The sequence below is a fragment of the Microbacterium sp. genome, from assembly GCF_041909575.1.
In the GTDB taxonomy this organism is placed as follows: Bacteria; Actinomycetota; Actinomycetes; order Actinomycetales; family Microbacteriaceae; genus Microbacterium.
In genome coordinates this window covers 1-17,700 of record NZ_JAYRDE010000018.1, presented here as the reverse complement: position 1 = coordinate 17,700, position 17,700 = coordinate 1, and the positions used below count along the sequence as shown (strand labels likewise).

Here is a 17,700-nt window from a genome sequence, read left to right as displayed (position 1 = left end):
GTCAGCCCACCGCCCGGGCTTCGAGTGCGTCCTCGGCTTCGGGACTCCAGCGCGCCTCGGGCACCGCGGCGAGCAGGGGCATCGGCTCGGCGACGGCGGCGATCGCTCCGGCGGCGTCGGGCAGCTGAAGTCGCGAACGGCGCGGCCGCGGCCAGCGGCGGCTCGATGCCGTGACCGTCACCTCGCGGCCGGAGAGGTACCCATGCCCGCGGCCGAGGCCCGTCCACTCCGGGGAGTCGAGCTCGAGCACCGCTTCGGCCTGCGGCCAGGGGCCCTGCACCAGAAGCACCGCCCCGCGATCGCGCAGCCGGGCGGCGAGCCGGGCGATCTCGCCGTCGGGCGCACGCCCCGACGGACGGACCGCCACCACCGGCAGCACCTCGGCGATCGTCGCCGTGACCGTGAGCCACCGCGCACCGGGATCGGGGATGAGCACGAGCCGGGAGAGGTCGACCCCCAGCCGCTCGGCGGCTTCGGCGCCGAGCCGCGGCATCCCCACCACCCCGCACCACGACCCCGACTGCGACGGCTGCGACATCAGCGCGAGCATCAGCGACGTGGAGCGCGGGAGCGAATAGGCGGCCCCGGGGCGCAGGCCGCCGCCGGGCAGCAGGGTCGCGAGTGCCGGATGGACGGGCAGCACCGAAGCGCCCAGCCGACGGCCCTGCACCCGCTCGAGCTGGGCGCGGAGGGAGGCTACATCTCCCGCCACGCCGGCACGATCGCGCACTGCCGTCATTCGAACATCCTAGAATCTTTGTTCTAATGAATCAATCCCAGGACCGACGTTACTTCGTACCTCCGACACAGTCGCGCCGTCGACGGCACACTGTGAACTCAGCACATAATGTGCACCAAACGTCGGCGCTGCGCGGTGCCGAATCGCGTCGATGTGCAGGATGACGGACGCGATCGCGCCCCAGCATCCGTGATCCTGCACATCTCCGCAGTTCTGCTCAAAATCCGCGGCTCAGCGAGCGAAAAGCCGCGGCGCAACGCCAAAAGAGGAGATTCAGCGAGATGACGACGGATGCCTCGCAGCTGTCCTCTTCTCGCGATTTCTCCTCAGCTCACGCCCCGCACGACGCCCGCTGATCAGGCCGCGAGGGCCAGGTACGGCTCCCAGCGTGGATCGGTGCGCTCGGTGCCGCGCACCGTCCACTGCGCACCGCGCGGCGGGGTCGGCGTGAAGCGCAGCACCCAGTTCATCTCCTGCGGCGTGCGATCGCCCTTGACGTTGTTGCAGCGCAGGCAGCACGCCACGAGGTTCTCCCACGAGTCCCCGCCGCCGCGCGAACGCGGAAGGACGTGATCGATCGTCGACGCCGAGGCGCCGCAGTACGCGCAGCGATGCGAGTCGCGACGCAGCACGCCTCGCCGGGTGACCGGCACACGGCGTCCTCCCGGCACCCGCACGTAGCGGGTGAGGATGATCACCGCCGGGCGATCGTAGGCACGTCTCGTGCCCCACACGGGTTCGCCATCGGTGTGCTCGATGACGGTGGCCTTCTCGTTCATCACGAGCACCAGAGCCCGTTTGAACGACACGACGGCGAGCGGCTCATAGCCCGCGTTCAGCACCAGAGTGCGCATTGATCATCCTCTCGAATGGCCGGGACGGCTTCTCGGTTATTCGACGTGCGCGACGATCGATGGCGCAGGGGCATGAAAAAAGGCGCTGTCTTATAGACAGCGCCCTGGAACCACGGCAATGCCGCGGCATCCGCTCGTGCAATGCCGGAGGACGAGGCGTCCAAGCGCATCCATGGTTCGGATGCGAGGAATGCTGCCCATCGGCTCCCTCCGCTTCTCTCAGCGTCGGGTTTCAGGCTAACGCACCTGGAGCGCACGAGGGCGGCAGACGCGGGTGAACGCCCGGGGGCGTGTCGGGGAACGAAGAATCCCCCGGAGCCGGCTCCGGGGGATTCTCACACGGGCTCAGCCCGCGTTGGCGTTGAGCCAGGCCAGCGGATCGACGTTCGAGCCGTTGACGTACACCTCGAAGTGGAGGTGGTTGGCGGTCGAGCGTCCGGTGCTGCCGACGAGGCCGATCAGCTGACCGGCCTGCACGGTCTGGCCGGAGACGACCTGACGGCTGCCGTAGGACTGGTGGGCGTAGAGGGTGGAGACCTTCTGCCCGTTGATGACGTGGTCGATCGTGATGGCCACGCCGTAGTCGTAGTAGGCCTCGGACGAGACGTTCACCACGCCGGCCGCGGCCGCATAGATCGGGGTGCCGGCGGGAGCGACGAGGTCGATGCCGCGGTGGGCGCCGCCGCGCGTGCCGTAGGTGTCGGTGAGCGTGTAGCTCGTGATCGGCCAGCGCACGGCTCCGGAGCCGGGGGCGACCATGTTGAGGTCGACGTTGAAGGTGGTGGGCTGCGTGGCCGCGACCGTGGCGGCCTGGCGTGCGCGCTCAGCCGCGGCTTCGGCCGCCTTCTTCTTCGCGATCTCGTCGGAGGTGGTGGCCGAGTAGCTCTCACGCGCCAGCTCGGTGCCCACGGCGTCGGACGCGACGACCACGGACTGGGCGTCGTCGACCGCCATCTGCTGCAGCGTCACGGGCGCTTCCTTCTGCAGCACACCGGCGAACGCGGGCATCGCCGCCGTCGCGACCAGGCCGCCCACGATGCTGAGCACCACGAGGCTGCGCAGCTGCTTGGCTGCGCGCTTCGGTGCGGGTGCGGGACGGGTCGCCACCGCGGCGGTCGCGGGTGCGGTGATCGCAGGGGCGACGGCCTTCGTCCGGCGTGCCGGCATACGCCGCGCACGCGAACGACGGGTCAGACTCGTCGCATTGCTCTGGGGCTCGCTCGCAAGCGATTCGTTCTGTTCAGCCAAACTGTCCTCCGGCGCCTCAACGCCGGTGGCGCTGGCTCGTCGGCATTCAGTGTCGGGGCACGATATGCGGGCTTCACCGTGCGGACGACGAGCCAGGGAGGCAATCCGCGCGGGGTCCGGTCGGCGGGCTTCTCGCCTGGTGGACTTCTTGAGGCTACCCGAAGGTAACGAATATGTCACGCTCACGCGCTGGCAAGTGGCTGTACGTGCTGTCAGCGGATGCCGCGGCATCCGCTCTTCGCACGCGCCGGCGTCAGCGGCGGTCGTCGACGAGGAAGATGTGCGAGGCGACCTCGACCGGGAGCTCGAGTCCCTCGTCGCTGCCGTCCATCTGCACCAGGACGTAGCCCTCGCTGAAACGGTAGGCGCCCGCGGCGCCGGGGAGGACGCCGGCTCCCTTGAGCTGCTGCAGCAGCTCGGGGTCGACCTGCGCGGGCTCGGCGAGGCGGCGCACGGTGCCAGTGATGGGCTCGCCCGCCTCGTTGAGACGGCGCACGAGGCCGACGACGCCCTGCTCGAAGCCGTTCGCCGGGACGTCGCCGAGCTGGTCGAGACCGGGTATGGGGTTGCCGTACGGCGACTCGGTCGGGTGGCCGAGCAGCTCGACGAGGCGGCGCTCGACCTGCTCGCTCATCACGTGCTCCCACCGGCACGCCTCTTCGTGGACGTAGGCCCAGTCCAGGCCGATCACGTCGGAGAGGAGCCGCTCGGCGAGACGGTGCTTGCGCATCACGTCGACCGCCTTCTGGCGGCCCGAGTCGGTGAGCTCGAGGCTGCGGTCCTCGGTCACGACGACGAGGCCGTCGCGCTCCATGCGACCGATCGTCTGCGACACCGTCGGGCCGGAGTGGCCCAGGCGCTCCGAGATGCGCGCGCGCAGGGGAACGATGTTCTCCTCCTCGAGCTCGAGGATGGTGCGCAGGTACATCTCGGTGGTGTCGATCAGGTCGGTCATCTCGCGGTGTCCTCGTTCGTCGAAGGGGCAAGGACAGCCTATCCATTCCCCCGACACCCGAGCGCGGCGAGACCTTGCGGACAGAAGCATCCACCCGCATGATTCAGGCATGAGCGCGCACGCCGAGCACACGCCCATCGACGCCGTGATCCAGCGTCTGACCGAACGATTCCCTACCGTCCCGCCCGAGCGCGTCGCCGCCGTCGTCCACGAGGAGCTTCAGCAGTTCGAGGACGCCCGCGTGACGGACTTCGTCCCTGTCCTCGTGGAGCACGAGGCGCACGACGTGCTGCGCCGCGAGGCGGACCCGGCCCCGCTGACGGACGACGGCGCGGCCGCGGTCGTGCAGGGTCCGGATGCCGAGGGCAGCCTCGACCCGCTCGAGGTCGAGCGCGGCCGGGAGCACACCGGCCTGCTGCTGGGCGATCTCGACAACTGAGCCAGGTGCTCGACGGGCCGTCACGGCCCGTCATCCGGCCGGGCCGCCGCGCGGGCCGCGCCTAGAATCGAGCCATGCCCCACGTCGCGCTTCCCCGTGAGATCCTGCCCGCCGACGGACGCTTCGGATGCGGCCCGTCGAAGGTGCGCCCCGAAGCCCTGGCGGCGCTCGCCGGGCCCGGCTCGGCACTGCTGGGAACCTCGCACCGCCAGGCGCCGGTCAAAGGCCTCGTCGGCCAGGTGCGCGCGGGATTGACCGAGCTGTTCCGCCTCCCGAACGGCTACGAGGTGATCCTCGGCAACGGCGGCTCGACCGCCTTCTGGGATGCTGCGGCCTTCGGCCTCATCGAGAAGCGCAGCCAGAACCTCGTCTTCGGGGAGTTCGGCGGCAAGTTCGCGGCCGCCGCGAAGGCCCCCTGGCTCGAGGCGCCGGACGTGCGCGAAGTCGCTGCCGGCACCCGCACTTCCGCCGAAGCGGTCGAGGGCGTCGACGTCTACGCATGGCCCCACAACGAGACCTCGACGGGCGTCAGCGCCCCCGTGGCGCGCGTGCAGGGCGACGACGGCGCGCTGACCGTGATCGACGCGACCAGCGCCGCCGGCGGCATCGACTTCTCGGTCCACGAGGCCGACGTCTACTACTTCGCGCCCCAGAAGAACCTCGGCTCCGACGGCGGCCTGTGGTTCGCCGTCGTCTCGCCCGCGGCGATCGAGCGGATCGAGCGGGTCGCGGCATCCGGCCGGTACATCCCGGAGTTCCTGAGCCTCAAGAACGCGCTGGACAACTCCCGCCTCAACCAGACGCTGAACACGCCGGCGCTCACCACGCTGTTCCTGCTCGATCAGCAGCTGGACTGGATCCGCGACAACGGCGGCCTGCAGTGGGCCGACGCCCGCACCCGGGAGTCGTCGCAGGCACTCTACGACTGGGCCGAGGCATCCGCCTTCGCGACGCCCTTCGTCGCCGACCCGGCCGACCGCTCCCCCGTCGTGGTCACCATCGACTTCGACGACACGGTCGACGCCGCGGCCGTCGCCCAGAGCCTGCGGGCCAACGGCATCGTCGACACCGAGCCGTACCGCAAGCTCGGCCGCAACCAGCTGCGCGTCGCGACGTTCGTCTCGATCGACCCCGACGACGTGCGCCAGCTGATCAAGTCGATCGACTACACGGTCGAGCGCCTCTGACCCACGTCCGCCGGCCGTTCGCCGTCAGGCGAGCGGGGAGGGCGCGGGCGCGAGCACCGAGGCCACGATCGCCTCGATCGCGAACTCCGACGCGCGTCCGAGGTCGAGGGCCGTGGGATCGAGCAGCCACTGCACCTGAAGGCCGTCCATGACGGCGAGGATGCTCGCCGACGCGGCGGCCACCGTCTCGGGCTCGCGGATTCCGCGCTCGGCGCACGCGACGGCGAACGCGTGCGCGACCTCGCCCCGCAGGGTGTTGTACCGCTTCTCGAAGAAGGCGCGACCGGGGTGGTCGGCGGTGACCGACTCCGCCGAGAGCACGGCGTACGCCTGCACGATGCCGGGCCGCTCGGCGTTGGCGAAGGCGGTGCGCACGAGGTGGCGGAAGAGGTCCATGCCGTCGGGGATGTGCTGCTCCGCCAGGTCGGCGACGTCGGTCTCATCGCGATGCTGGAGCACCTCCAGCAGGAGCGCATCCTTCGAGCCGAAATGATGGAGGATGCCGGCGTGGGTCATGCCGACCTGGTCGGCGATCTCCTGCAGCGTGCCGCCGGTGAACCCCTTCGCGCCGAAGATGTCGGTCGCCGCATCGAGGATGTCGCGACGGCGCGCCAGCGTCTCGGGTCGCGAACGCGGTTGTCTGCGCGGCTCGGTCACTGGCTTCCGCCCTCTCGACTCATGTGGCGGATCAAGAGTCTACGCACGGGTCGGACGCGGGTCGGCGGCGGCGCGCTTGCATTGGTTACTTACTTGCTTGTAAGTTGACTTCCGCAATCACCCCCACGACGACGTCGTCGCTCACGTGAGTACACCGACGTCACCTCACGAAGGAGAAGCAATGAGGCTCAGATCCTCCCTCGTCGCCGTCGGCATCGCCGCGGCGATCGTGCTGACCGGCTGCGCCGCCGGCAGCTCGGACACCGGCGCTTCCGAGCCGGGTGCAGCGCTCACGATCGCCAAGCCGGACGGCGCGATCACCACCGAGTCGAACAACCCCTACCTGGGCGACTCGTCCGCGTCGAAGTACGCGTACGGCAAGGTCATCTTCGAGTCGCTGGCGCTCGTCAACCCGACCGGCGACCTGGGCACGACGCCGTGGCTGGCCGAGTCCGTGGAATGGAACGACGACTACACCCAGCTCACCGCGGTCGCCCGCAGCGGAGTGAAATGGAGCGACGGCGAGGACTTCACCGCCGACGACATCGCGTTCTCCTTCAACCAGGTGCTCGACGGCAAGCTCAACGACACCAATGCCCTCGACATCAAGAGCGTGAGCGTCGACGGCGACACCGTCACCATCGACTTCAACAGCTCGAAGTACACCCAGCAGGCCCGCGTGCTGCACTTCCAGATCGTGCCCGAGCACATCTGGGCCGACATCGCGGACCCCAACACCGACCCGCTCACCGGCGAGGGCCAGGTCGTCGGCACCGGACCGTACGTGCTGGACTCCTGGACGACGGAGTCCGTCACCCTCACCGCCAACCCCGATTACTGGGGCGGAGAGCTGGCCGTGCCCGAGCTGCACTACGTCTCCTACGGCGACAACGCGGCTCTCACGACCGCGCTCGCAACGGGCGAGGCCGACTGGGCGCAGGCATTCATCCCGCAGATCGAGGACAGCTACCTGTCGGCGGACCCCGACAACAAGTTCCTCGCCTCACCCACCGCGGGGGCGGGCACGCTGTTCATGAACCTGCAGACCAAGCCGTTCAACGACCCGGCGCTGCGCGAGGCGCTCGCCTGGACGATCGACCGCCAGGCCTACGTCGACATCGCCCGCGAGGGTGCGAGCGAGGCGGTCTGGAGCGTCACCGGCCTCGGATCGCTGCTCGAGGGCGAGGTCATCCCCGAGTACGCCGGCCAGAACTACTCGGTCGACGTCGACAAGGCCCGGGAGATCCTCACCGACGCCGGCTACACCTGGGAGGGCGAGACCCTCATCGACCCCGACGGCGAGCCGGTCTCGTTCTCGATCTCGGTTCCCGCGGGATGGAGCGACTGGAACACCGAGCAGGCGCTCATCGCCGAAGAGCTCAAGGAAGGGCTCGGCATCGAGGTCAAGGTCGACCAGCCGGATTGGGGCGGCTGGGATGCCGCGCGCCAGGAGGGCACCTTCCAGGCGATCATCCACTGGCTCGAGGACACCGGCAACGCGTACGGCCTGTACACCTCCACGATGGACCCGAAGTGGATCGTCGACGGCAAGGCGGCGTTCAACTTCGGCCGCTTCGACGACCCGGCGGTCACCGAGGCGCTGAACACCTACGCCAACGCCGCGTCGGACGCCGATCGTGAAGCGGCCCTCGAGGTGATGCAGACGGCGTTCGTCGAGAACGTGCCGGCGATCCCGCTCGGCGCGCACCCGCTCCTGGGCGAGTTCAACACGCGCAACTACGTCGGCTGGCCGTCGGAGGAGGACCAGTACGCCTCCGCCGACCCGACGCAGCCCGCGGTCGTGCAGATCCTGACCCAGCTGCAGCCCGCCGACTGATGACCCGCGGGCGGGGGGTGCTGCGGCATCCCCCGCCCGCACCTCGATCCCCACGAAAGCGAACCGGCACCGATGAGAGATTCGCTGCGCTCCCTCCCCCGCGTCTCGGGGGGCTACCACGTCGATCCCCCCGGGCGCGCGGTGAAGAACGTCACCCTCGAGCTCCAGCGGGGCGAGATCCTCGGACTCGCCGGCGAGAGCGGATGCGGCAAGACCACCCTCGCCTACGGCCTCCAGCGCCTGCTCAGGCCCCCGGCCGTCATCACGAGCGGCTCGGTCGTCTTCCACGACGCGAGCGGCGAGGACGTCGACGTCAACGCGCTCGAGGCCGAGGAGATGCGCCGCTTCCGCTGGGACAAGATCTCGATGGTCTTCCAGGGCGCGATGAACTCGCTCAACCCGGTCGCCACGATCGGCTCCCAGCTGGAGGACGTGTTCGAGGTCCACCGCCCGGATCTCTCCCGCCGGGAGCGGCGGGCTGCCGTGATCGAGCTGCTCGAGATCGTCAAGGTCGGCGCCCAGCGCTACCGCTCCTACCCGCACGAGCTGTCCGGCGGCATGCGTCAGCGCGTCATGATCGCCATGGCGCTCGCCCTGCGGCCGCAGCTCATGGTGATGGACGAGCCGACGACCGCGCTCGATGTCCTGGTGCAGCGCGAGATCCTGCGTCAGATCTCGCACCTGCGCCACGAGTTCGGCTTCTCGGTGATCTTCATCACCCACGACCTTCCGCTGCTGCTGGAGATCAGCGACCGGATCGCCATCATGCGCGACGGCGAGATCATCGAGCTCGACGCCGCGGAGCGGATCTGGACGGATCCGCAGAGCGACTACACCCGGACGCTGCTCGCCTCGTTCCCGCGACTCACCGGAGAGAGGGGGGTGGTCCACCGATGACCGTCCTCGAGTTCGACAGCGTCACGAAGGCGTACGCCGTGCGCGGCGCCGGCCAGATCAAGGCGCTCGACGACGTGAGCTTCACCCTCCGCTCGGGCCAGACGATCGGCCTGGTGGGTCAGTCCGGCAGCGGGAAGTCCACGATCGCGAAGATCCTCACGCAGCTCGAGACGCCCACCAGCGGCGAGGTGCGCCTGGACGGCCAGCCCATCCCCCGCCGCGGCAAGGGCCTGCGCGCCTATCGCCAGCAGCTGCGCATGGTGTTCCAGGATCCGTTCGCGTCGCTGAACCCCTACCACTCGATCCGCTACGCCATCCAGCGGCCCCTCGAGCTCGACGACGTCGTGCCGAAGGAACAGCTCGACGACGAGGTGCGCCGTCTGCTCGGCCGGGTGCGGCTCGACGCCGATGCGGTCATCGACCGCCGGCCGCACGAGCTCTCGGGCGGCCAGCGCCAGCGCGTCGCGATCGCCCGGGCCCTGGCATCCCGCCCCCGGCTCCTCGTCGCCGACGAGCCGGTCTCGATGCTCGATGTGTCGATCCGCCTCGGGGTGCTCAACCTCCTCGCCGACCTGCAGCGCGAGCACGGGCTGGGTGTGCTGTACATCACCCACGACCTCGCCACCGCGCGTCACTTCAGCGACGAGATCCTCGTCCTCAATCAGGGGCGGGTGGTCGAACGCGGTCCCGCCGACGACGTGATCCTGCGCCCGCAGAACCCGTACACCCGCGAGCTGCGTGCCGCGTCCCCCGACCCCGACTCCTACTTCGCCCACGCAGCCGGCATCCTCGGAGGTGAAAGATGAGCGCCGTCGCTCCCCAGCTCCCGGCCCCGGACTTCGACGCTGTCGAGGCCGGCACGACGGCGACCGGCGCGGTGAAGTCCCGTGCCCGCGTCCCGTGGCGCTTCCTGGCGAATCGCGTCCTGTTCTACCTCTTCACGCTGTGGGCGGCGATCACGATCAACTTCTTCCTGCCCCGACTGATGAAGGGGGACGCGGTGACGGCGTACCTCGCCCGCAACCGCAACGTCACCCCCGAGGCCGCCGAAGCGCTGCGGAGCCTCCTCGGACTCGACAGCGACGCCTCGCTCTGGCAGCAGTACCTCGACTACTGGGGCCTCCTCCTCCGCGGCGACCTCGGCATCTCGCTGCTGCACGGGATGCGCCCGGTCACCGAGGTGGTGGGCCAGTCGCTGATCTGGACGGTGGGCCTCGTCGGCTTCGCGACGCTCATCGCGTTCGCGATCGGCACCATCGGCGGCGCGATCGTCGGCTGGCGCCGCGGCAGCCGGCTCGACGCGCTCATCCCGATCACGACCTTCCTCAGCACCATCCCCTACTTCTGGCTGGGACTGGTCGCGATCTCGGTGTTCTCCGTATCGCTGGGCTGGTTCCCGATCGGCAAGGCCTACGGCGTCGGCGTGACGCCGGAGTGGTCGTGGGAGTTCATCGGCGATGTGTTCCACCACGGGTTCCTCCCGGCGGCGACCATCATCGTCGCCTCGCTCGGCGGCTGGATGCTGGGCATGCGCAACATGATGCTCACGGTCCTCGACGAGGACTACGTGATGGTCGCGCAGGCCAAGGGCATGCCGAACGACCGCGTGCTGTGGCGCTACGCTGCGCGCAACGCGGTGCTGCCGCAGATCCAGAGCTTCGCGCTGGCGCTGGGCTTCATCGTCGGCGGCACCATCGTGATGGAGGTGGTGTTCAGCTATCCCGGCGTCGGCAAGCTGCTGCTGGATGCCACGAACGCCAAGGACTACGCGCTGATGCAGGGGGTGTTCCTCGTGCTCACGGTCTCGGTTCTCCTGGCGAATCTCCTGGCCGACGTCGCCTACGGATTCCTCGACCCGCGCACGCGCCAGACGGAGGCCTGAGCAATGGAGACGATCGTCACCGACACCACCTCGCCGCGCGCGGCGAACACGCCCGCCACGGCCACCGTCCGCCGTCCCGGCCCCGCCGCGGGCGGCACCCCGACGAGGCCCACCTTCTGGACACGCCTGGGCTCGGCGTTCGCGATGTTCCGCAACCGCAAGTCGGTCGCGGGCCTGGTGATCCTCGGGTTCTTCGTGCTCGTCGCGATCTTCGCCGACGTGCTCGCCCCGTACTCGCCGACGAAGGTCGACAACACGGCGCGCTTCCAGCCGCCGTCGGCCGCGCACTGGCTGGGCACGACCCACATCGGCGAGGACGTGCTGAGCCAGGTCATCCACGGCACCCGCGGCGTCATCGTGGTGGGCTTCCTCGCCGCGATCATCGCCACCGTCATCGCGATCGTGGTCGGCGTGATGTCGGGCTACCTGCGCGGCTGGCGCAGCGAGGGCCTGTCGGCGCTGACCAACGTCTTCCTCGTGATCCCCGGCATCCCCCTGATCATCATCGTGGCGTCGATGTTCGAGGACCCGCCCCTCATCCTGATCGCGGGAGTCCTCGGCCTCATCGGCTGGGCCTGGGGCGCCCGCGTGCTGCGCGCGCAGACGATGTCGCTGCGCAGCCGCGACTTCGTGCAGGCCGCGCGCGCCAACGGCGAACCGCTGCGGCGCATCATCACCGTCGAGATGCTCCCGAACCTCATGGCGCTCATCGCGGCGAGCTTCGTCGGCACCGTGACCGCCGCGATCATCGGGCTCACCACCCTGTCGTACATCGGCATCATCCCCGTCACGACCTACAACTGGGGGACGATCCTCAACTGGGCGAGCGCGCAGGGCGCGTTCCGCCAGGGCCAGTGGTGGTGGTACGTGCCCCCGGGCCTGTGCATCGCCGCGATCGGCGTCGCCCTCTCGCTCATCAACTTCGGCATCGACGAGTACGTCAATCCGCGTCTGCGCTCCGCCGGCGAGCGCGCCCGGGCCCTCAAGAAGAAGGGCATGAACGTCAACGACACCGTCACGGCCGTCCGCCCCGAGCCCGCGACATCCCGACAGGAGAATCAGTGACCACCGACCTGCCCTACCTCGACTCCGAACTCCCGGTCGAGGCGCGGATCGCCGATCTGCTCGGTCGCATGACCCTCGAGGAGAAGGTCGGGCAGATGCTGCAGCTCGACGCCCGCGAGGATCTCGAGGATCAGGTGCTGCGCATGCACGCCGGATCGATCCTGCACGCCTCCCCGGCCCGCGTGCTGCGCGCCCGGGACCTGACGCTGCGGACCCGCCTGCGGATCCCGCTGCTCGTCGGCGAGGACTGCATCCACGGGCACGGGTTCTGGGAGGGCGGCACGGTCTTCCCGACGCAGCTGGGCATGGCGGCGACGTGGGATGCCGCGCTGGTCGAGCAGGTCGCCCGGGCGACCGCCGCACAGGTGTCGGCCACCCGCAACCACTGGACCTTCTCGCCCGTCCTCTGCATCGCGAGGGACCTGCGCTGGGGACGCATCGACGAGACCTTCGGGGAGGACCCGCACCTGATCGGCGAGCTCGCCGCGGCGATGGTGCGCGGATACCAGGGCGGCGGCCTCGACGACCCCGACGCGATCCTCGCGACGGCCAAGCACTTCGCCGGCTACTCCGAGACGCAGGGCGGCCGCGACGCGAGCGAGGCCGACATCTCGCGCCGCAAGCTGCGGTCGTGGTTCCTGCCGCCGTTCGAGCGCGTCGCGCGCGAGGGATGCCGCACGTTCATGCTCGGCTACCAGACCACCGACGGCGTGCCCATCACGGTCAACGACTGGCTGCTGAACGACGTGCTCCGCGGCGAGTGGGGCTACACCGGCACGCTCATCACCGACTGGGACAACGTCGGCCGCATGGTGTGGGAGCAGAAGGTGCAGCCCGACTACGCCCACGCCGCGGCAGCCGCGGTCAAGGCGGGCAACGACATGGTCATGACGACGCCGGGCTTCTTCCACGGCGCGCTCCTGGCGATCGAGCGCGGGCTCATGGTCGAGGCCGACCTCGACCGCGCGGTGTCGCGCATCCTGCGCCTGAAGTTCGAGTTCGGCCTGTTCGAGAACCCCCGCCTCCCCGACGCCGGGCGCATCGAGACGGTGATCGGCAGCGCCGCGCACGTCGCGCTCAACCTCGAGACCGCCCGTCGCTCGCTCGTGCTGCTGCGCACCGACCTGACCCTCCCCCTCGGCACCGACCGGGCTCCCCGCCGCATCGCGGTGGTGGGGCCGCTCGCCGACGACGCGCAGACGCAGCTCGGCGACTGGGCGGGATCGTCGGGCCAGGTCGACTGGCTTCCCGACGGCCAGCCCCGCGAGCTCATCACGACGGTGCTCGACGGGCTTCGCGCCCACGCTCCGTCGACCTGGGACGTCTCCCACGCGCAGGGTGCCGGCATCCTCACCCTCGAGGAGGATCCGGCGGGCGTCTTCTTCCCCGATGGCCAGCCCCGGCCGCAGGTCGTGGTGCCCGCTCTCGCCGACGCCGAGATGATCGCCGAGGCGGTCGCGGCGGCCGAGGCGGCCGACGTCGTCGTCGCCGTCGTGGGCGATCGCGTCGAGCTCGTGGGCGAGGGCCGGTCGACGGCCACCCTCGAGCTGCTGGGCGGTCAGCAGGCGCTCCTGGACGCCCTTGTGGCGACCGGCACACCGCTCGTCGTGGTCCTGCTCGCGTCGAAGCCGCTGGTGCTGCCCCGATCGGTGACGGATGCCGCCGCCCTCGTCTGGGCGGCGAACCCCGGCATGGAGGGCGGGCGCGCGATCGCCGAGCTGCTGCTCGGGCTGATCGAGCCGTCCGGGCGACTGCCGATCTCGTTCGCCCGTCACGTGGGACAGCAGCCGACGTACTACAACCAGGTGCGCGGCCAGCACGGCACGCGCTACGCCGATCTCACGCAGAGTCCCGCCCACGCGTTCGGAGAGGGACTGTCGTACACGACCGTCGAGTACTCCGACCTGCGGATCGAGGACGCCGACGTGCACGAGGCCGACACGGTGCGCGCCACGGTGACGCTGCGCAACACCGGCTCGCGTCCGGCCCGCGAGGTCGTGCAGGCCTACGTGCGCGACAGCGTGACGTCGGTCAGCTGGGCCGACAAGGAGCTCAAGGGCTTCACCGTCGTCGACGTCGAACCGGGCGCGGAGGCAGCGGTCGTGCTCGAGATCGCGGTCGCCGACTGCACGATCGTGGATGCCGCGGGCCGCCGTGTCGTCGAGTCCGGTGAGTTCGAGCTCCTGGTCGGACCGTCTTCACGCGACGAGGTGCTCCTGAGCGCGCGCTTCACGGTCGTGGACGGTGCGGACGAGCCGGCGCCCGACCTCGCGACCGCCGCCGCGCTCACCGGCTGACGCCGGGCGCGGCGCCCCGAGCCGACGTGTCCGCGGGCTGGCGATCTGGCGACGCAGGTCGGCTGCACGAACTCCTCACACACGGGCGCCCTCGCCCCGCTTCCGGCCGGCGCCGTGGCGCGAACCGCGCAGAACTGAGGAGTTAGCGCGGCGGATGGGCGAGCCGCGCCCGCCGCCGAGCCGACCTCAGTCGTCCTCGTCGTCGTCGGAGTCTTCGTCCTCATCGTCCGAGTCGTCGTCCTCATCGTCCGAGTCGTCCGCGTCCTCGTCCTCGTCGGAGTCCTCGTCGTCGAGGTCGTCGGTGTCGTCGTCGTCCGCGTCCTCGTCGAGCTCGTCGATGTCGACGCCGTCGAGGTCGCCGGCGTGGAGGATCGGCGATCCGTCGTCGTCGAAGTCAGCCGCGTCGAGGTCGTCGACATCGTCCAGCTCGTCGGCGTCCTCGTCCTCCGCGCCATCGGCAGCCTCGGCGAGCGCGACCTGGGCGGCCTGGTAGTCGGCCAGACGCACCGCCCACGGCACCCAGTCCGGGGCGAGGAGCGCGTCGTCGCCGGGCAGCAGCTCGACCTCGAGCACGGTGGGCTCGGCGCCCTCGACGCGTGCCAGGCTCACCGTCCAGAACCAGCCCGGATAGCCCGAGAGCCGATTCTCGAACCGCAGCGACACGACGCCGTCGGGTTCGACGCGGTAGCCGGCGGCATCGCCGACCGTCGCCGCCGGCGTGATCTCCGCCAACGCCGACAGCGCGAGCGCGTGTGCCTCGAGCAGCGCGGGATCGGGGTCGGCGACGGGCGCGTCGAGGGTCCGCTCGACGCTCTCCCCGACCTCCTCCGCGGCGGGCGCGGGCGAGGTGGGAGCCTCGGCCGGATCAGGCGTCGAGTTCATCGGCCACCTTGCGCAGCACGGCGGCGACCTTCTTGGCGTGGGCGCCGGCGGGGTACCGACCGCGGCGGAGGTCTCCGCCGATGCCGTCGAGGAGCTTCACCAGGTCCTCGACGATGATCGCCATGTCGTCCGCCGGCTTGCGCGAGCGCTTGGCCAGGCTCACCGGCGCCTCGAGCACCCGCACCGACAGGGCCTGCAGCCCGCGCTTGCCGTCGGCGACGCCGAACTCGAGCCGCGTCCCCGCCTTGGGGGCGGGAGTGCCTGCGGGCAGGGCCGTGGCGTGCAGGAAGACGTCCTGGCCGTCATCTGTGGTGATGAAGCCGAACCCCTTCTCCTCGTCGTAGAACCTGACCTTGCCGGTGGGCATGGAGACCTCGCTGTGTAGTGCGCCGTGAGACGGCGGGCATGACGGAACTGGGATCGCACGATCCCCTCCCCCAGCCTACGGCAACCGGCGTCGGAGACCGCGGCCTGCCGCTAGGCTGAGCCAGATGAGCACGAACACCCCCGGCGAGGACGTCCCCGTCCGCCGGATCGACCGCATCCTGGCCTTCATGTCGCTGGGCCTCCTCGTGCTCTCGATCCTCAGCTTCTTCGCGATCATGATCGCCTCGGCGTCCGGCGCCGACATGGCATCGGGTGTCTGGCCCCTCGTGGGAGTGCTGGTCTACATCGCGCCCATCGTCGCCTTCGCGATGATGCTCGCCGTGCTGATCATGAGCTTCGTGCGAAGGGCTCGGGCCAACCGAGGAGGCTGAGTGGTCTCCGACGAGCGCGCGCTCGCGACATGGCTCGCGGGGCGCGACGACGCCGCCCTGGCGGCGACGCTCGCCGCGCGCGGCATCTCCGCCTCCGCGACCTGGAGCGACTTCTTCGACGCCGCCGAAGCGCTGTTGGATCCGGCATCGATCGACCGCGCGCTCGCACGCCTTCCCCGCTCCGCGCTCACGTCCCTCGCGGGCGAGGGTGCGCCACGTCACCCGGTGCTGGCGGACCTCGGCCTGATCCGCGACGACGCGCGGCCGTATGGCGCCGTGACCGAGCGGGTCGAGGCGCTCGTCGCGGCTCACCCGTCGGCGTTCGCTCCCCACGAGGCGTCGCCGCCGCGTGTGCCGGCCGACGATCGTGCGGCCGCAGCGGCCGCTGAACGCGCTTTCACCACTGCCGGCTCCCTGGCCGACGTGCTGCTCGCGGGTCTGCATGTGCCCTTCACCCGCACCGGCGCGGGGTCGGTGACCGCGGCCGACCGCAAGCGGCTGACCGAAGCGGGCGCGCTCGGCGACGAGGACGACCTCGAGGATCTGCTCGCCGCGGCGGGCGCGGCGGGCCTGGCGGTGCCGGCAGAGCGCAGCTGGCTGGTGACGGATGCCGGGGAACTCTGGCTCGCAGCGCCGACCACCGAGCGATGGGTCAGCATCGCCGAAGGGTTCCGGGCCGCCCTGCCCGAGGGCCTGCGCACGCCCGACGGCGGCGTCGTCGACCCGGCGCTCTGGGACTCGGCGTACCCCCTCGATCCGGACTGGCCGCACCGTGTGGCGCGCCTGCGCCGCATCGGCGTGCAGTGGGGGCTGCTCGCGCCCGACCCCGCCGAGTTCGCCTGGACCGCCGCCCTCCGGCAGGGCGCGCATGCCGACCCCTCGCACCTCGCCGCACTCCTTCCCGCCGAGATCGACCGCGTGTACCTGCAGGCGGACCTCACGGCCATCGCGCCGGGCCCCCTCGCGCCGGCGCTCGACCTCCGGCTGCGCGGCATCGCGCTGCGCGAATCGCGGGCGCAGGCATCCACCTACCGGTTCACCGCCGAGTCGCTGGGCGCCGGGATGACCGAGGGCGAGACCGCGGGGTCGATCACCGCGTTCCTGTCGGAGCTCTCCCTCACCGGCATCCCGCAGCCCCTCGCCTACCTCATCGAGAGCACGGCGGTCCGGCACGGGCTGGTGCGCGTCGGCGGGGATGCGGCATCCGATCGCACGCGCATCGAGACCTCGGACGCCGCCCTGCGCGACACGATCGCGATCGATCAGGCTCTGCGCCCCCTCGGCCTGCTGCGCGACGGCGACGCTCTCGTGTCGCGCGTGGCGCGGGACGCCGTCTACTGGACCCTCGCCGACGCCCGCTACCCCGTGGTCGCGATCGACGAGGCGGGCGCACCCGAACTCGTGCGGCGTCGCACCTCTGCCGCCGCACCCCCGCCGCCGCCGACCGCGGCGCAGACCTACCAGCGCGTGATCTCGACCCTCCGCGGCGGCCACGGCACCGACGGCGAGGAGGGCTGGCTCGGCCGTGAGCTGGAGCAGGCGGTGCGCGCGCGCAGCGAGATCGTCGTCGTCGTGCGGATGCCGGACGGCTCGGAGCGGGCGCTGACGCTCGAGGCGTCGGGCCTGGGCGGCGGTCGCCTCCGCGGCCGCGATCGGGCGGCCGACATCGAGCGCACGCTGCCGGTGTCGAGCATCATCAGCGTGCGCCCGGCCTGACCGGCCGGCGAGTTGATTAGACTGGCACGTTATGGCTGACGGCCCCCTCATCGTCCAGAGCGATCGCACCGTGCTGCTCGAAGTCGCCCACCCCGACGCCGAGAGCGCGCGCCACGAGCTCGCGATCTTCGCCGAGCTGGAGCGCGCCCCCGAGCACATCCACACGTACCGCATCACGCGGCTCGGTCTGTGGAACGCCCGCGCGGCCGGGCACGACGCCGAAGACATGCTCGCCACCCTCGACCGCTGGTCGCGCTTCCCCGTGCCGCCGTCGGTGTCGATCGACA

18 protein-coding genes are annotated in these 17,700 nt (G+C 70.8%); 11 read left to right on the top strand and 7 right to left on the bottom strand.

Annotated elements, in window-relative coordinates:
- Nucleotide 1: 1 nt before the first annotated feature.
- From ACE3O1_RS04570 to ACE3O1_RS04555, 4 genes are all read right to left on the bottom strand, one after another.
- Nucleotides 2-739, bottom strand: a complete 738-nt coding sequence (locus tag ACE3O1_RS04570; protein ID WP_374312892.1) for a hypothetical protein — start codon at nucleotides 737-739, stop codon at nucleotides 2-4.
- A gap of 356 nt (nucleotides 740-1,095) precedes the next feature.
- Nucleotides 1,096-1,593 (bottom strand): HNH endonuclease, encoded by a 498-nt coding sequence (locus ACE3O1_RS04565; RefSeq protein WP_374312890.1) that lies wholly within the window; start codon nucleotides 1,591-1,593, stop codon nucleotides 1,096-1,098.
- Between the two features lie 345 nt (nucleotides 1,594-1,938).
- On the bottom strand, nucleotides 1,939-2,760 hold the full coding sequence (locus ACE3O1_RS04560; protein WP_374312888.1) for a M23 family metallopeptidase: 822 nt from the start codon (nucleotides 2,758-2,760) through the stop codon (nucleotides 1,939-1,941).
- A gap of 334 nt (nucleotides 2,761-3,094) precedes the next feature.
- Nucleotides 3,095-3,796: a metal-dependent transcriptional regulator gene (locus tag ACE3O1_RS04555; protein WP_374312886.1), complete on the bottom strand. Its 702-nt coding sequence runs from the start codon at nucleotides 3,794-3,796 to the stop codon at nucleotides 3,095-3,097.
- 109 nt (nucleotides 3,797-3,905) lie between these two features.
- Between ACE3O1_RS04555 and ACE3O1_RS04550 the strand changes: the two genes are divergently transcribed.
- Together ACE3O1_RS04550 and serC are read left to right on the top strand one after the other, a co-directional pair.
- A complete protein-coding gene (locus tag ACE3O1_RS04550) occupies nucleotides 3,906-4,235 on the top strand; it encodes a three-helix bundle dimerization domain-containing protein (protein WP_374312884.1) in 330 nt (109 codons plus the stop codon).
- Between the two features lie 74 nt (nucleotides 4,236-4,309).
- Nucleotides 4,310-5,422, top strand: a complete 1,113-nt coding sequence (gene serC / locus ACE3O1_RS04545; RefSeq protein ID WP_374312881.1) for a phosphoserine transaminase — start codon at nucleotides 4,310-4,312, stop codon at nucleotides 5,420-5,422.
- A 24-nt stretch (nucleotides 5,423-5,446) separates the two neighbouring features.
- On the opposite strand, the gene ACE3O1_RS04540 is transcribed toward serC, so the two are convergent.
- Nucleotides 5,447-6,079, bottom strand: a complete 633-nt coding sequence (locus ACE3O1_RS04540; protein WP_374312878.1) for a TetR/AcrR family transcriptional regulator — start codon at nucleotides 6,077-6,079, stop codon at nucleotides 5,447-5,449.
- A 181-nt stretch (nucleotides 6,080-6,260) separates the two neighbouring features.
- Here ACE3O1_RS04540 and ACE3O1_RS04535 point away from each other — a divergent pair, with 181 nt between their 5' ends.
- From ACE3O1_RS04535 to ACE3O1_RS04510, 6 genes are all read left to right on the top strand, one after another.
- A complete protein-coding gene (locus tag ACE3O1_RS04535; RefSeq protein ID WP_374312875.1) occupies nucleotides 6,261-7,916 on the top strand; it encodes an ABC transporter substrate-binding protein in 1,656 nt (551 codons plus the stop codon).
- Nucleotides 7,917-7,988: 72 nt separating this feature from the next.
- On the top strand, nucleotides 7,989-8,813 hold the full coding sequence (locus ACE3O1_RS04530) for an ABC transporter ATP-binding protein (protein WP_374312873.1): 825 nt from the start codon (nucleotides 7,989-7,991) through the stop codon (nucleotides 8,811-8,813).
- Nucleotides 8,810-9,619 carry an ABC transporter ATP-binding protein gene (locus ACE3O1_RS04525; RefSeq protein WP_374312871.1) on the top strand — a complete coding sequence of 270 codons (810 nt, stop codon included), beginning with the start codon at nucleotides 8,810-8,812 and terminating at the stop codon, nucleotides 9,617-9,619. The genes ACE3O1_RS04530 and ACE3O1_RS04525 overlap by 4 nt, the downstream gene beginning before the upstream one ends.
- Nucleotides 9,616-10,695 carry an ABC transporter permease gene (locus tag ACE3O1_RS04520; protein ID WP_374312869.1) on the top strand — a complete coding sequence of 360 codons (1,080 nt, stop codon included), beginning with the start codon at nucleotides 9,616-9,618 and terminating at the stop codon, nucleotides 10,693-10,695. The genes ACE3O1_RS04525 and ACE3O1_RS04520 overlap by 4 nt, the downstream gene beginning before the upstream one ends.
- A gap of 3 nt (nucleotides 10,696-10,698) precedes the next feature.
- Nucleotides 10,699-11,760, top strand: a complete 1,062-nt coding sequence (locus ACE3O1_RS04515) for an ABC transporter permease (RefSeq protein WP_374312867.1) — start codon at nucleotides 10,699-10,701, stop codon at nucleotides 11,758-11,760.
- On the top strand, nucleotides 11,757-14,057 hold the full coding sequence (locus ACE3O1_RS04510) for a glycoside hydrolase family 3 N-terminal domain-containing protein (RefSeq protein WP_374312865.1): 2,301 nt from the start codon (nucleotides 11,757-11,759) through the stop codon (nucleotides 14,055-14,057). The genes ACE3O1_RS04515 and ACE3O1_RS04510 overlap by 4 nt, the downstream gene beginning before the upstream one ends.
- A gap of 186 nt (nucleotides 14,058-14,243) precedes the next feature.
- Here ACE3O1_RS04510 and ACE3O1_RS04505 read toward each other — a convergent pair whose 3' ends face one another.
- A complete protein-coding gene (locus tag ACE3O1_RS04505) occupies nucleotides 14,244-14,939 on the bottom strand; it encodes a DUF3027 domain-containing protein (RefSeq protein ID WP_374312863.1) in 696 nt (231 codons plus the stop codon).
- Nucleotides 14,923-15,306: a cold-shock protein gene (locus tag ACE3O1_RS04500; RefSeq protein ID WP_374312861.1), complete on the bottom strand. Its 384-nt coding sequence runs from the start codon at nucleotides 15,304-15,306 to the stop codon at nucleotides 14,923-14,925. The genes ACE3O1_RS04505 and ACE3O1_RS04500 overlap by 17 nt, the downstream gene beginning before the upstream one ends.
- 124 nt (nucleotides 15,307-15,430) lie before the next feature.
- Here ACE3O1_RS04500 and ACE3O1_RS04495 point away from each other — a divergent pair, with 124 nt between their 5' ends.
- From ACE3O1_RS04495 to ACE3O1_RS04485, 3 genes are all read left to right on the top strand, one after another.
- Nucleotides 15,431-15,697 carry a multidrug ABC transporter ATPase gene (locus ACE3O1_RS04495; protein ID WP_374312859.1) on the top strand — a complete coding sequence of 89 codons (267 nt, stop codon included), beginning with the start codon at nucleotides 15,431-15,433 and terminating at the stop codon, nucleotides 15,695-15,697.
- Entirely contained in the window at nucleotides 15,698-17,413 is a 1,716-nt protein-coding gene (locus ACE3O1_RS04490; protein ID WP_374312857.1) for a helicase-associated domain-containing protein, read from the top strand. It abuts the gene before it with no gap.
- A 31-nt stretch (nucleotides 17,414-17,444) separates the two neighbouring features.
- Nucleotides 17,445-17,700: helicase-associated domain-containing protein (locus ACE3O1_RS04485; protein ID WP_374312855.1), on the top strand; the 256-nt coding region annotated here is incomplete at its 3' end.

Coding starts and splice junctions, on each gene's coding strand:
- ACE3O1_RS04560 (WP_374312888.1), bottom strand. CDS start 2,760: ATGCCGGCACGCCGGACGAAGGCCGTCGCCCCTGCGATCACCGCACCC.
- ACE3O1_RS04530 (WP_374312873.1), top strand. CDS start 7,989: ATGAGAGATTCGCTGCGCTCCCTCCCCCGCGTCTCGGGGGGCTACCAC.
- ACE3O1_RS04520 (WP_374312869.1), top strand. CDS start 9,616: ATGAGCGCCGTCGCTCCCCAGCTCCCGGCCCCGGACTTCGACGCTGTC.
- serC (WP_374312881.1), top strand. CDS start 4,310: ATGCCCCACGTCGCGCTTCCCCGTGAGATCCTGCCCGCCGACGGACGC.
- ACE3O1_RS04505 (WP_374312863.1), bottom strand. CDS start 14,939: ATGAACTCGACGCCTGATCCGGCCGAGGCTCCCACCTCGCCCGCGCCC.
- ACE3O1_RS04515 (WP_374312867.1), top strand. CDS start 10,699: ATGGAGACGATCGTCACCGACACCACCTCGCCGCGCGCGGCGAACACG.
- ACE3O1_RS04495 (WP_374312859.1), top strand. CDS start 15,431: ATGAGCACGAACACCCCCGGCGAGGACGTCCCCGTCCGCCGGATCGAC.
- ACE3O1_RS04570 (WP_374312892.1), bottom strand. CDS start 739: ATGACGGCAGTGCGCGATCGTGCCGGCGTGGCGGGAGATGTAGCCTCC.
- ACE3O1_RS04550 (WP_374312884.1), top strand. CDS start 3,906: ATGAGCGCGCACGCCGAGCACACGCCCATCGACGCCGTGATCCAGCGT.
- ACE3O1_RS04565 (WP_374312890.1), bottom strand. CDS start 1,593: ATGCGCACTCTGGTGCTGAACGCGGGCTATGAGCCGCTCGCCGTCGTG.
- ACE3O1_RS04500 (WP_374312861.1), bottom strand. CDS start 15,306: ATGCCCACCGGCAAGGTCAGGTTCTACGACGAGGAGAAGGGGTTCGGC.
- ACE3O1_RS04535 (WP_374312875.1), top strand. CDS start 6,261: ATGAGGCTCAGATCCTCCCTCGTCGCCGTCGGCATCGCCGCGGCGATC.
- ACE3O1_RS04525 (WP_374312871.1), top strand. CDS start 8,810: ATGACCGTCCTCGAGTTCGACAGCGTCACGAAGGCGTACGCCGTGCGC.
- ACE3O1_RS04555 (WP_374312886.1), bottom strand. CDS start 3,796: ATGACCGACCTGATCGACACCACCGAGATGTACCTGCGCACCATCCTC.